Source organism: Nocardiopsis coralliicola (genome assembly GCF_054779695.1).
Window position 1 is genome coordinate 53,610 of sequence record NZ_BAAGXT010000019.1, and the last position, 12,398, is coordinate 66,007.

At 75.7% G+C, this 12,398-nt stretch carries 10 protein-coding genes and 1 pseudogene; 3 read left to right on the forward strand and 8 right to left on the reverse strand.

Features of this window, described 5'->3' with window-relative positions; genetic code table 11:
- Window positions 1-2 precede the first annotated feature (2 nt).
- Window positions 3-812 (reverse strand): HAD family hydrolase, encoded by an 810-nt coding sequence (locus ACYVGT_RS15245; protein ID WP_460858622.1) that lies wholly within the window; start codon window positions 810-812, stop codon window positions 3-5.
- A gap of 249 nt (window positions 813-1,061) precedes the next feature.
- Here ACYVGT_RS15245 and ACYVGT_RS15250 point away from each other — a divergent pair, with 249 nt between their 5' ends.
- Window positions 1,062-2,258 carry an acyl-CoA dehydrogenase family protein gene (locus ACYVGT_RS15250; protein ID WP_460858625.1) on the forward strand — a complete coding sequence of 399 codons (1,197 nt, stop codon included), beginning with the start codon at window positions 1,062-1,064 and terminating at the stop codon, window positions 2,256-2,258.
- A gap of 469 nt (window positions 2,259-2,727) precedes the next feature.
- On the opposite strand, the gene ACYVGT_RS15255 is transcribed toward ACYVGT_RS15250, so the two are convergent.
- The 7 genes and pseudogenes from ACYVGT_RS15255 to ACYVGT_RS15285 all read right to left on the reverse strand — a co-directional run bounded on the left by ACYVGT_RS15255 (window position 2,728) and on the right by ACYVGT_RS15285 (window position 9,693).
- Window positions 2,728-4,398, reverse strand: a complete 1,671-nt coding sequence (locus tag ACYVGT_RS15255; RefSeq protein WP_460858628.1) for a glycoside hydrolase family 3 protein — start codon at window positions 4,396-4,398, stop codon at window positions 2,728-2,730.
- Window positions 4,399-4,810: 412 nt separating this feature from the next.
- Window positions 4,811-6,493: a phosphoenolpyruvate--protein phosphotransferase gene (gene ptsP / locus ACYVGT_RS15260; RefSeq protein ID WP_460858630.1), complete on the reverse strand. Its 1,683-nt coding sequence runs from the start codon at window positions 6,491-6,493 to the stop codon at window positions 4,811-4,813.
- A 23-nt stretch (window positions 6,494-6,516) separates the two neighbouring features.
- Window positions 6,517-6,774, reverse strand: coding sequence for an HPr family phosphocarrier protein (locus ACYVGT_RS15265; RefSeq protein ID WP_460858633.1), 258 nt, complete (start codon window positions 6,772-6,774; stop codon window positions 6,517-6,519).
- A gap of 150 nt (window positions 6,775-6,924) precedes the next feature.
- The gene (locus tag ACYVGT_RS15270; protein WP_460858635.1) at window positions 6,925-7,581 is read right to left on the reverse strand and encodes an HAD family hydrolase; all 657 of its coding nucleotides are present in this window, start codon (window positions 7,579-7,581) and stop codon (window positions 6,925-6,927) included.
- Window positions 7,578-8,030, reverse strand: a complete 453-nt coding sequence (locus ACYVGT_RS15275) for a PTS sugar transporter subunit IIA (RefSeq protein ID WP_460858638.1) — start codon at window positions 8,028-8,030, stop codon at window positions 7,578-7,580. The genes ACYVGT_RS15270 and ACYVGT_RS15275 overlap by 4 nt, the downstream gene beginning before the upstream one ends.
- 211 nt (window positions 8,031-8,241) lie before the next feature.
- Window positions 8,242-8,490, reverse strand: a pseudogene (locus tag ACYVGT_RS15280) (glucose PTS transporter subunit EIIB); the annotation flags it as partial.
- Window positions 8,491-8,649: 159 nt separating this feature from the next.
- Complete coding sequence (locus ACYVGT_RS15285) at window positions 8,650-9,693, reverse strand: SIS domain-containing protein (RefSeq protein WP_460858641.1); 1,044 nt, start codon at window positions 9,691-9,693, stop codon at window positions 8,650-8,652.
- Window positions 9,694-10,039: 346 nt separating this feature from the next.
- Here ACYVGT_RS15285 and ACYVGT_RS15290 point away from each other — a divergent pair, with 346 nt between their 5' ends.
- Both ACYVGT_RS15290 and ACYVGT_RS15295 read left to right on the forward strand, forming a co-directional pair.
- Entirely contained in the window at window positions 10,040-10,780 is a 741-nt protein-coding gene (locus tag ACYVGT_RS15290; RefSeq protein WP_460858644.1) for a GntR family transcriptional regulator, read from the forward strand.
- Between the two features lie 34 nt (window positions 10,781-10,814).
- Complete coding sequence (locus ACYVGT_RS15295) at window positions 10,815-12,248, forward strand: PTS transporter subunit EIIC (RefSeq protein ID WP_460858646.1); 1,434 nt, start codon at window positions 10,815-10,817, stop codon at window positions 12,246-12,248.
- Window positions 12,249-12,398 lie beyond the last annotated feature (150 nt).

A 12,398-nucleotide genomic window follows, 5' to 3' on the forward strand; every position in this document is an offset into this window, starting at 1 on the left:
GCTCAGCCGGCCGGCACCCGCTCCAGCGGGACACCGCACTCGGCGGCGATGCGGCTGCGCGTGGCCGCCGCGTCGGTGTGCAGCACGCCGACCATGCCCAGGGCGGCAGCGGCGGCGACGTTGTGCTCCAGGTCGTCGATGAACAGGCACTCCTCGGGGGCGAGCCCGGTCTCCTCCAGCGCACGCAGGTAGATCTCCGGCTCCGGTTTGCGCAGTCCGACCTCGCCGGAGATGACGACGGAGTCGAAGGCCCGCGCGAAGCGCTCCCGCGGGTAGCCGTTGCCCCACGAGTTGGAGAGCAGGGTGGTGCGCACGCCGTGCCGCCGCGCCGCCTCCAGCGCGTCATACATCGGCTCCACGGGGGTGAAGCCGGCGAACATGCGGTCGATCAGGCCGTCGGCGGGCACCGGTCCCCCGTCGGCGAGCCGGAGGCCGGCGGCCAGCGCGCTCTCGAACTCGGCCACGTCCACCTCGCCGCGCTCCAGCGCGTGCACTGCGTTGCCGCCGCGGGCGAGCGGCCCCTCTCCGGCGAACCAGGAGCCGATCACGGTGCCGTAGTGGTCGGCGTCGATGCCGTCGGCGGCGAGCCAGGCGTCGATGGAGGCGCCGAGCGGAGCGGTGAGCACGCCGCCCCAGTCGCTGATGATGCCGCGGCACAGCGGGCCCCGCCGCTGGGCCGCGGCGGGCGCCGCGTGCGGCACTGCGGCGGCGCCGGGACCGGCGCGTCGCGGTTCGGCGGTGTGCGGCGCGGCCCGGCGGCCCTCCTGGCGGCGGGCCGGTGTGCGGTGCGTCTGCTGCGGGAGATGCCGCATTCGTCCTCCTCGCGGACGGCGTGCGCGCCTGGTCAGCGCGCGGGCGGGGATTGTTCCCCACGCGCCGCGCCGCCAACCCGCACGGAGCTGCGTGGGCGGCCGCCCACGGCCCGTGCGCGCCGCTGCGCCCCGCGGGGGCGCGGTGTTCCGCCACCGCCGCCGCGGCGGGTTCGGGCGGCTCCCGAGCCCGCTTCCGGAACCGGCGGCAGGGGGAAGACCGACCGGTCGGTCTAGTGGCATACTCGCCCCATGGACTTCGGACTCAGCCCCAAGGCCGCCCGCTACCTCGCCGAGCTCCAGGACTTCATGGAGCACCGCGTCTACCCCGCCGAACCGGTCTACGAGGAGTACCGCGCCCAGGCCGGGCCGGACGACCACACCCTGCCCCCGGTGATGGAGGAGCTCAAGGCCGAGGCGCGCCGCCGCGGCCTGTGGAACCTGTTCCTTCCCGACATCGGCGGGCTCACCAACACCGAGTACGCCACGCTGGCCGAGGTCACCGGCCGCTCGCACCTCGCGGCCCAGGCGCTGAACTGCTCGGCGCCCGACACCGGGAACATGGAGGTGCTGCACATGTTCGGCACCCCCGAGCAGCGGAAGCAGTGGCTCGACCCGCTGCTGGACGGGACCATCCGCTCGGCGTTCGCGATGACCGAGCCGGACGTGGCCTCCTCCGACGCCACCAACATCGCCACCTCGATCGTCCGGGACGGCGACTCCTACGTCGTCAACGGCCGCAAGTGGTGGATCAGCGGCGCCGCCGACCCGCGGTGCGCGTTCTTCATCGTGATGGGCAAGACCGACCCGGACGGCCCGACCCACCGGCAGCAGTCGATGGTGCTCGTACCGCGGGACACCCCGGGCCTGGAGATCGTGCGGGCGCTGCCGGTCTTCGGCTACCAGGACCAGGAGGGCCACTGCGAGCTGCGGCTGACCGACGTGCGCGTGCCCGCGGAGAACATCGTCGCCGGTGAGGGCGACGGCTTCATGATCGCGCAGGCGCGGCTGGGCCCCGGCCGCATCCACCACTGCATGCGCGCGCTGGGCGTCGCCGAGCGCGCGCTGGAGCTGATGGTGCGCCGCGCCAAGGACCGGGTGGCGTTCGGCAGGCCGCTCGCCGACCAGGGCGTGGTGCGCGAGCAGATCGCCGAGTCCCGCATCGCCATCGAGCAGGCCCGGCTGCTGGTGCTGAAGACGGCCTGGCTGATCGACACGAAGGGCACCAAGGAGGCGCGCACCGAGATCTCCGCGATCAAGGTGGCGGCGCCGCGCGCGGCGCTGCAGGTGATCGACCGGGCCATCCAGGTGCACGGCGGCGCGGGCGTCAGCGACGACACGCCGCTGGCCCGGATGTACGCCCATGCCCGGGCGATGCGCATCTTCGACGGACCGGACGAGGTCCACCTCCGCTCGCTGGGCCGCCAGGAGATCAAGAACGCCGGGTAGGACGCGCCCGGGAGCCGCTCCCCGCCCGCACCCGCCGTCCACCGCGCAGCCCCGCCCCCGGACTTCCGACCGGGGCGCGGGGCGCTGCGCTGCCTCCCGTGCTCGCCCACCGCCCCCTCGGCCCGGGCAGGGCACTGCCGCGCCGGACGTGCGCCGCGCTGCTCCGGCGGGCCGTCCCGGCACCGTCGGCACTCCGGGACAGCCGGAGAGCGGCAGCCGCAGCGCGGCCCTGCTCGCGCCGGCCGGCCGGCAGCGGCGCCGCAACCGCCGGAGGGCACCTCAGCCGCCGCGTCAGAGCCCGACCGCAGGACCGTCCGGGACTCGTGCACCGGGGTGCGGGGCCCGGTGGTGCACCGTCCCGCTCTGCCGCGGTTCGGCTGCCTGCGCCTCGGGGCCCCGCGGCTGTGCACCTCGCCGGCTCCGGTGTGGAGTGGAGGGTGTTCACTGCGACAGGTGCCCCCGGCGCTCCCTAGCCGCCTGCGCCGTCGCCGCGCTCGTAGGGCGTGCCGGGGATGTCCACGGGCAGGGCGCCGGCGGGCTCGGCCTCGCCCGCGATGACCCGGGCGGCCGCGGTCCGGGCGACGCCGACCGACGAGTAGACGGCGAGGTAGGCGTCGATCCCGTCGAGGACCGCCGCGTCGTAGGGGGCACCCTGGCCGACGGCGACCACGGGGGTGCCGCTGTCCACGGCGCGCTGCACCAGCGCCTGCTGGTCGGGCTCGCCGCGCGCGCCGTTCACACCCACGACGGCGAGGTCGGCGCCCGCGGCGCTGTCGGCCACCTCCACGCCCAGCTCCTGCAGCGCTTCGGCGATAGCGTCCGAGCCCACACCGCTCACCGCGACCGAGCCGCCCTGGGCCACCGGCACCGCGTCGGCGCCGCCCAGCAGCGTCGCCGAGGCGTCGGCGAGCTCCTGCGCCGCGGCCTTGTGGTCGGCCGCACCGACCGTGTCCGCGGCCGCCTGCGCGTCGACCGGGCCGGCGTCGAACAGGCCGCGCTTCGCCTTCACCTCAAGGATCCGGCGGGCGGACTCGTCGATCCGCTCCTCGGTGATCCGGCCCTCCTCCACCGCCGCGGACAGCGCGTCGAACGCCGCCTGCGGGTCGGGCGGCATGAGCAGCTGGTCGACGCCGGCCTCGACGGTGCGCACCGCGATCTCGCCGTCGTCGTGCGTCTCGCGCACGCCCTCCATGTTGAGGGCGTCCGTGGTGACCACGCCGTCATAGCCGAGCTCGTCGCGCAGGACCCCGTCCACGACCTCCGGCGACAGCGTCGACGGCTCACCGGAGTCGTCCAGCGCGGGCAGGAACACGTGCGCCGTCATGATCATGTCGACACCGGCGTCGATCGCCGCGCGGAACGGCGGCAGGTCCTCCTGCTCCCACTGCTCGCGGCTCTTCTCCACCACCGGCAGCCCGGTGTGGCTGTCGACGTCGGTGTCGCCGTGGCCGGGGAAGTGCTTGACGACCGGCGCCACCCCGTTCTCCTCGAACGCCTCGGCCTCGGCGACCGCCAGCGCGCCGACCTGCTCGGGGTCGGAGCCGAACGAGCGGATTCCGATCACCGGGTTGTCCGGATCGGTGTTGACGTCGGCGGCCGGCGCGTAGTCGAGGTTGATACCCAGTGCGCGCAGCTCGGCGGCGGTCGTTCCGGCCAGCGCCGCAGCCTGCTCCTCCGACCCGGTCGCGCCGACCGCCATCGCGTCCGGGAAGCGGGTGCCGACCGGCAGCCGCGACACCATGCCCTGCTCCTGGTCGATGCCGATGAGCAGGGGCACTGCGGCGCCGCCGCCGGACGCGGCCGCCTCCTGCAGGCCGTTGGAGAGCTCCGCGATCCCTTCGGCGCCGCCGGACTCGAGGTTCTGCGGGAAGTAGATGAGGCCGCCGGGGCGGAGGGTCTCCAGCCGGTCGGCGTTCTCCTCGGGGGTGGTGCCGAGCACGTCGAGGACGAGGAGCTGGCCGATCTTCTCCTCCAGCGCCATGCCGTCGAGCACCTCGGCAGCGCGCTGCTCGGCCTCGGCGTCCGGCAGGACCTCACCGCCGCCCTGCTCGGGCGGCGGGGTGCTGCCGCCGCCCTCGGCGGAGCACGCGGGAACGAGCAGCAGCAGGGCGCACAGCGGCGCGAGCAGGCGTCGGGGCATAGCGAGGCCTCTGTTCGGATCGGGGCGGCCCGCGAGGGCCGCGCTGCCGCCCGGGACGGGTGGCAGCGGTGCAGGACTGCAGCCGAGCGGGGTACCGGGCGGCGCGGTGCGCGGGCCTTGCGGTCACAGCTCGGGCCTGCGGTCCGGGCCCGCCGGTGCTGTCCGCTGGACCGGCGCTGCACCGTGCAGCCGCAGAGCCGTGCAGTGCCGCCGATACCGACGCCGGCCGGACCGGCGCGGCCCGGCGGCGAGCAGCCGGAGAACACACCCTGGGACGTATCCGGCGTGCGGCGTCCGCACCGGGAATACCCGGCGTCTCCGCCGGTCGGAGCCGGCTGGGGCGGCACGGCCCGCACAGCGGTCCGGACCTGCCCCGGGGGCCCGGGCGCGGCTGCGCGCCCGGGCCCCTACGCTACAGGCCCAGCGCGGCCGGTCCGGGCAGAGCGGCCCGAGCCGCATCGCGGGCCTGGTCCGGACCGCGGGCGGCGACGGCCGCGGCGGCGGCCGCCCGGCACTCCTCCAGCGTGGCGCGGGACAGGGCGGCGCGGACCATCGCCAGTGCCGGAGCGCCCATCGACAGCGTCGTGACGCCGGCGCCGGCCAGCACGCAGGCGAGCAGCGGATCGGCCGCGGCCTCTCCGCACACCCCGCACGGCCGCTCTGCGGCGGCGGCCTCCTGCGCGGTGCGCGCCACGAGCTCCAGGACCGCCGGCTGCCAGGGGTCCTGGAACCGGGACAGGCCGCCCACTTCGCGGTCGGCGGCGCAGGCGTACTGGGTGAGGTCGTTGGTGCCGATGCTGAAGAACGCGGCGCTCTCGGCGATGTGCCGGGCCCGCAGCGCGGCCGCGGGCACCTCGATCATCACCCCGGCCTCGGCGATCCCGGCCGCCGCGGCGCGGCCGGCGAACCAGTCCGCGTCCGCGGCGTCGGTGACCATCGGCGCCATCACCCACAGGTCGGCGGCGGCGCCGCGGGCCGCGTCGGCGAGCGCCGCCAGCTGGCCGTCGAGGACGCCGGTGTGCCGCTGCCCCATCCGCAGGCCGCGCTCGCCCAGCGCCGGGTTGGGCTCTTCGCCGGGCGCGGGCAGGAACGCCAGCGGCTTGTCGGCACCGGCGTCCAGCGTGCGCACGACGACCTTCGCGCCGGCCGGGAACGCGTCCAGCGCGGCCCGGTAGGCCTCGGCCTGCTCGGCCCGGCCGGGCGGGTCGGTCCGGTCCAGGAAGAGGAACTCGGTGCGGTACAGCCCGATGCCCTCCGCGCCCGCCGCGACCGCGGCCGGCAGGTCGGCCGGGCCGCCGATGTTGGCGAGCAGCGGGACCGGGTGGCCGTCGCGCGTGCGTCCCGGGCCGGACGCGCCGGACGCCGCGGCCTCGCGCTCACGCTGCGCGGCCAGCGCCCGCTCTGCCTCGGCCGGGTCGGGGTCGGCCACCACCCGGCCGGTGCCGCCGTCGACGAGCAGCGGGGTGCCGTCCGCGATGCCGTCGGCCTCCGGCCCGGCGACCACCGCGGGGAGCCCGAGGGAGCGCGCGAGAATCGCGGTGTGGCTCGTCGGCCCGCCCTCGCGGGTGACGAACGCGAGCACCGCCGCCGGGTCGAGGGTGGCCGTGTCGGCCGGCGCCAGGTCCCGCGCGACCAGGACGAACGGCGTGTCCGACGTCGGCACGCCGGGCATCGGGACGCCCAGCAGCCGGGCCACGATGCGGTCCCGGACGTCGTCGAGGTCAGCGGCGCGCTCGGCCATGTACCCGCCGGCGCCGGCCAGCAGGTCGCGGTAGTGCCCCAGCGCCTCGTAGACGGCGCGGGGGGCCGCGGTGCCCTCGGCGACGCGGCGCCGCACGTCGTCGGCGAGCGAGGGGTCCTCGGCCATGAGCGCCTGGGCGGAGAGCACGTCGCGCGCCTCTCCGCCGGCCTTCTCGCCCCGCTCGCGCAGCTGCGCGGCGGTGTCCTGCATCGCCTGCACCGCACGGCCCGACTCAGCCTCCGCGCCGCCGGCATAGCCGGTCTGCGGCGGCTCCGGTACCGACCGGACCAGCCGCAGCGCCGGCCCGTAGCCCACGCCCGGCCCGACGCCGGTTCCCTCCAGAGTGCGTCCCATCTGCTCCCCCTCGCGTGGCGCGGTCAGCCGGCGTTGGCGGCCGCTGCCATCCGGTCCAGCACGGCCTCCGCGCCGTCCCCGTCCACCCGCAGAACGATCTCATCGCCGTTGCGCACGTCCAGCCCCATCACGGCGAGGATGCTCTTGGCCGACACGGCGGCGCCGCCCTCCTTGGCCACGGTGGCCTCTCCGGACGCCGCAGCGGCCGCCTCGACGAACAGCGCCGCCGGGCGCGCGTGCAGCCCGACCTCGGACTCGACCGTGACTCGTCGCTCCGCCACCTTCATCTCCTTCCGCCCGCCGCGGCGGGCCGCTCAGTGCGGGGTGCCCGGCCGGGCCGCCTCCGCTGCTGCCGTACTTCTGCCGTAGTGCTGGTTGCCTGCCGCCCCGGCCCGCCCGCTGCCCGCGGCGGCCCGCGGGGCGCGCTCGGCTCAGCCGGGACGTACCGGCCCCTCCGCGTCGGCCAGGTCGTCCACCACCCGGTGGGCCGCCGAGAGCGCCGCGGCCGGGTGCGTGGTGGTGACGGCGACGACCGTCATGCCGGCGCTGAGGCCCGCCTGCACCCCGGCCGGCGTGTCTTCGAAAACGGTCACGTCCTCCGGCGCGGCCCCGAGCAGCCGCGCGCCCGCCAGGTAGCCCTCGGGGTCGGGCTTGCCGCGGACGACGTCCTCGGCGGTGACCGCGCCCGCGAACGCGTCGGCGATACCGGCCAGCTCCAGCGCCTCCCCCGCCCAGCCGCGCTCCGCCGAGGTCACCAAGGCGATGGGGACCCCGCTCCGGTGCAGCCGCCGCACGTAGTCGGCGGACCGCGGCAGCGTCCGGACCGGCGGCAGCCCGGGCAGCGCGGCGAGCGCGAGGAGCCGCTCGTGCAGCTCGGCCCAGGGGGCGCCGCCGAACAGGTCCGGGTCCTCGGCGACCACGTCGGGACCGCGCCGGCCGGTGAACCGGTTCAGCACCGCCTCGTCGTGGGCGATCCCGTAGGCGTCGAGCAGCCTGGACCACAGGGCCAGGGACCGCGGCTCGCTGTGCACCAGGGTGCCGTCCAGGTCGAACAGCGCCGCTGAGGGCGCGCCAAGCGCCCCGTTCACGGCAGGCCGAAGAGGACGGTCCGGCCCGCCTCGGCCGGCCCCTCCTCCACCAGGCCGGTGAGGACTTCGGCGCCGACGTCGAGGGCGATCACCGGCACCACCGGCGCCCGGCCGCCCTGCTCGACTGCCGCCGGGTCCCAGCGCACCAGCGGCGTACCGGCCTCGACCGCGTCGCCCTCGGCGGCGAGCACGGTGAAGCCCTCGCCCTTCAGGTCGACGGTGTCGATGCCGAGGTGGACGAGGACGCCCTTGCCGTCCGCGGCGACGAGGACGAATGCGTGCGGGTGCATCTTCAGCACGGTTCCGCTGATCGGCGCGAGTGCCTGCTGCGGCCCGCGCTCGGGGTCGATCGCGGTGCCCGGGCCGACCATGGCCTGGGAGAAGACCGGGTCTGCGACGCCGGCCAGGCCGACGGCCTGCCCGGATACAGGGGCGAGCACTGAGGGCATGCGGCCCCTCCTTTCGGCATGTGTGCGCACGGGTCGTGTGCGCGGGGGTTGCGGGAGGCGCGGGGCAGCGCTCTCCTGCGGCCGGCGGCGCGGCCGTCCGCTCGGGCGCGTCCGGTCGGCAGCGGCCCTCCTGCAGACGCCGCCCATCGGACACGCCCTGGGGCGTGTCGGGTGAACAGCTGTCCTGCAAACGCCGTCCACCCGACACGCCCTAGTCGAGGAGGTCGTTGATGTCGTCGGTGAGCGTGTCGGCTTCGGGGCCCACGACCACCTGCACCACCGATCCGGAGGAGAGGACGCCGTGGGCGCCGGCGGCCTTCAGCGCGGCCTCGTCGGCCAGCGACGGGTCGCGCAGTTCGGTGCGCAGGCGGGTGATGCACGCCTCGACCTCGACGATGTTCGCCGCGCCGCCGAGCCCGGCGACGATCGCGGCTGCCTTGTCGGCCATCTCAGACCTGCCTTTCTCCGGCTGTCCCGCGCGGGCGGCGCCGCGCCCGTGCGAGGGGGTGGGTACGCCTGTGACCGGAAGCTTAGATCCCCCGGGCCGACGATCCTAAGAGGGCGGCGCCGCGAGGCGCCGCGGTTCCCGGGGCGGACCCGCCCCGGGACGCGTGCAGCCTCATGCGGTCTGGGTGACCTTGCCGAGCCCGCGCGGGGAGTCGGGGTTGTAGCCCAGCCGGCGGGCCAGCGCCTCGGTGAGGAGCTGGGCGGGGACGATCAGCCCCATCGGCGCGGTCCACTCCGGCGTGTCCGGTGCCGGTACGGCCAGGTCGCACGCGCCGGGCAGGACGGAGCCGCCGCCGATGCCGTAGACGGGCGCACCCGCCGCCGACACCCGCTCGGCCAGGGCCACCGCGCCCGCCAGTGCGGGCCCGGTGCCCGCCGAAACCAGGATCGCGGGGGTGTCGTCGTCCACCACGGCGATCGGGCCGTGCAGCAGGTCGGCGTAGGAGAGGCCCATCGCGTGCAGGTAGCACGCCTCCTTGAGCTTGAGCGCGGCCTCCAGCGCGGTGGAGAACGCCAGTCCGCGGCCGGACACGACGGCGCCCTGCACCCCGGCCAGCCGCTCGGCGATGCGCTCGACCTCGTCGGTCGGCTCCGCGAGCAGCGCCTCCACGGCGTCCGGCACGGCGCGCAGCTCGCCGGCGTCCAGCTCGGCGCCCAGGCCCAGCGCCAGGACCGCGAGCGCCGCGAGCTGGGTCGTGTAGGTCTTGGTCGCCGGGACTGCCAGCTCCTGGCCCGCCTGGGTGACCAGCGCCAGGTCGGCCGCCTCGGCCAGCGGCGAACCGGCTCCGTTGGTGACGGCCACGGTGCGCGCGCCGCAGTCGGCCGCCCACGCCATGGTCTGGGTGATCTCCTCGGTGCGGCCGGACTGCGAGATGGCGACCGCAAGTACGCCGGACAGGTCCAGGCGCGCGCCGTACTCGGTGGCGATCGAGGGGGCGCCGAGCGTCGCCAGCCGGCCCGCGTGCGCCTGCAGCAGGTAGGAGCCGTAGACGGCGGCGTTGTCGGAGGAACCGCGGGCGATGAAGAGGACCTGGCGGGTGGCGCGGCCGAGGGCGGCCAGTTCCCCGGTGAGCGGCAGCAGCGCGTCCAGGGTGGCCCGGAGCGCCGCGGGCTGCTCGGCGATCTCCGAGCGCATGACGCTCGTGCTCGTGGTCATGGGAGTGCTCCTGCTCGTGGTCCGCTGCTCGGCGTGCGGCCCGAATGCGGCGCCCCCCTTGACAGAGAGGCCCGGGCGACACGATCGTCATCTGGTCTAGTCCGGCCTATACCAGTCCTATCAGAAGGGGTCCTTGCCGCAGAAGCCCCGCGGGAGGAAGCTCATGCAGCGGACGCACCGCGGCGGCCCGAGAATGGCCGTCCGGCGGCCGTTCCGGCGGCAGCGCGCCAGCGGTGCCGAGCGGCCGGCTCCCGCAGCGAGTACAGCGAGGAGGAACCCCGGCAGTCCGCACCGGATGCGCCGCCGGCCCGCAGCACCCCACCCGTCCCGTCACGAAGGTCCGCCCATGGAGATCGACCCGTCGCGCCCCGCACCGAAGTACGCGCAGCTGCGCGACGTCCTCGTGGACTGGATCGCGGAGGCGGGCCTGGGCGTCGACGACCCGATCCCCTCCGAGCGGGAGCTCGGCCGCCAGTACGGCCTGTCCCGCATGACCGTGCGCCAGACCATTGACGCCATGGTCGCCGAGGGCAAGCTGTACCGGGTGCCGGGCAAGGGCACCTTCGTCAGCCGCCCGAAGATCGAGATGCCCCTGGAGCTCGCCTCGTTCACCGAGGACATGCGGGCCCGCGGCTTCACCCCCGGCGCCCGCGACCTGTCCCGCAGGACGGCACCGGCCGGCCCGCACATCGCACGCACGCTCGACGTGGCGCCCGGCACCCCCGTGCACCACATCGAGCGGCTTCGCACCGCCGACGGCGAACCGATGGCCGTGGAGCGCACCGCGCTCCCGCTCTCGCTGCTCCCCGGACTGGAGGACGCCCCCCTCACGGGGCGGTCCCTCTACCGCGTCCTGGAGGAGGAGTACGGGGTCCTGCTGGACTCCGGCGAGCAGACCATCGAAGCCGGGCTGTGCGACCACGCCGACGCGAAGCTCCTCGGCCTGGCCCCCGGCAGCCCCGTCCTCTCCATGCAGCGCCGCAGCTTCAGCAACGGCACCTGCATCGAGTCGGCGGTCTCCCGCTACCGCGCTGACCGGTACCAGCTGCATTCGCGCCTGGCTCCCCGCCGCAACGGCGCGGCCTAGCCGCGCCACCCCCCTCAGGCAAGGAGGACCGGAAGTGAGCACGACAACCGCGCCGGCACCCGGCAGATCCAACCGGGTGCTCGGCGTACTGCAGCGCATCGGGCGCAGCCTGATGCTGCCCATCGCGGTGCTGCCCGCCGCCGCCATCCTGCTCCGGCTCGGACAGCCCGACATGCTCGGCGCCAACGGCCCCGAGCCCGGCGGCCTCGCCGACGTGCCCGGCATGGGCTGGCTGGAACCGGTCGCGCCGGTCATCGGCGAGGCCGGCAACTCGCTGTTCGAGCTGCTGCCACTGCTGTTCGCGGTGGGTGTCGCCATCGGGTTCGCCAAGCGCGCCGACGGCTCCACGGCGCTGGCGGCCGTCGTCGGCTACGTGGTCTTCGACCGCGTCAGCAAGTACATGTTCTTCCACTTCGACCCGAGCGGCGAGCTGCGCGAGACGCTGCTGCTGATCGACGCCGAGGGCGCCGAAGTGGTGAACTACGGCGCGAAGAACCCGACCGACGTGCTGGGCGGCATCGCGATCGGACTGATCGCGGCGGTGCTGTGGCAGCGCTACCACCGCATCAAGCTGCCGGACTGGCTGGGCTTCTTCGGCGGCCGCCGGTTCGTGCCGATCGTGACCGCCTGCGCGGGCCTGCTGCTCGGTGTCGCGCTCGGCGCGGTGTGGCCGGTCCTCGGCGGCCTGATCAACGACCTCGGCAACTGGATCATCGCGGCCGGACCGATCGGCGCGGGCGTGTACGGCGTCGTCAACCGGCTGCTGCTGCCGTTCGGCCTGCACCACATCGTCAACTCGGTGGTGTGGTTCGTCTTCGGCGAGATCCCGCGCTACATGGAGGGCGACCCCACGGCCGGCGGATTCCTCTCCGGCTTCTTCCCGGTGCTGATGTTCGGGCTTCCGGCGGCGGCGCTCGCCATGTGGCGGGCGGCGCACCCGTCCCGGCGGGCCGCGGTGGGCGGCATCATGATCTCGGCGGCGCTGACCGCGTTCGTCACCGGCATCACCGAGCCGATCGAGTTCGCGTTCATCTTCATCGCGCCGGTCCTGTTCGGCGTGCACGTGGTGCTGACCGGTATCTCGATGGCGGTGCTGAACGCTCTCGGCGCCCACCTCGGCTTCGGGTTCTCGGCCGGCCTGATCGACCTGGTGCTCAACTCGTTCAAGTCGAACACCTTCGGCCTGGGCTGGGTGCTGCTGCTCGGCGTCGTCTACTTCGTGCTCTACTACGTGATCTTCACCGTCCTGATCCGCAAGCTGAACCTGCCCACGCCCGGCCGCGAGCCGATCGAGGAGCAGGCCGGCGAGGCAGGCGCGACCGGAGACGCAGCCGGACCGGCGGTCTCCGGAGCTGCGGGGGCCGCGGGCGAGGACACCGACCGCGGTAGCGCCGCCTCAGGCGGCGCAGAAGGGGCCGGCGACCGGGAGGGCGGCCCTGGCGGCACCGGAGGGCCCACGCGCGGCTGACGCGGCTCAGGCGCGGTCCGCGGCGGGTATCCGCTGCGGGCCGCGGCCGGGGCCCTGCCGGCCGACCGGAGCCGCGGCGGCGCCGCGCGCCCCGGGCGGCCTGGCGGCCCGGCGCTGCGGCCGCCGGGCCGGGTACTACGGCAGCGGGGG

Bases quoted from the DNA above. Each gene is read 5' to 3' on its own strand.
- ACYVGT_RS15285 (WP_460858641.1), bottom strand. From the start codon at position 9,693: ATGACCACGAGCACGAGCGTCATGCGCTCGGAGATCGCCGAGCAGCCC.
- ACYVGT_RS15290 (WP_460858644.1), top strand. From the start codon at position 10,040: ATGGAGATCGACCCGTCGCGCCCCGCACCGAAGTACGCGCAGCTGCGC.
- ACYVGT_RS15250 (WP_460858625.1), top strand. From the start codon at position 1,062: ATGGACTTCGGACTCAGCCCCAAGGCCGCCCGCTACCTCGCCGAGCTC.
- ptsP (WP_460858630.1), bottom strand. From the start codon at position 6,493: ATGGGACGCACTCTGGAGGGAACCGGCGTCGGGCCGGGCGTGGGCTAC.
- ACYVGT_RS15275 (WP_460858638.1), bottom strand. From the start codon at position 8,030: ATGCCCTCAGTGCTCGCCCCTGTATCCGGGCAGGCCGTCGGCCTGGCC.
- ACYVGT_RS15255 (WP_460858628.1), bottom strand. From the start codon at position 4,398: ATGCCCCGACGCCTGCTCGCGCCGCTGTGCGCCCTGCTGCTGCTCGTT.
- ACYVGT_RS15245 (WP_460858622.1), bottom strand. From the start codon at position 812: ATGCGGCATCTCCCGCAGCAGACGCACCGCACACCGGCCCGCCGCCAG.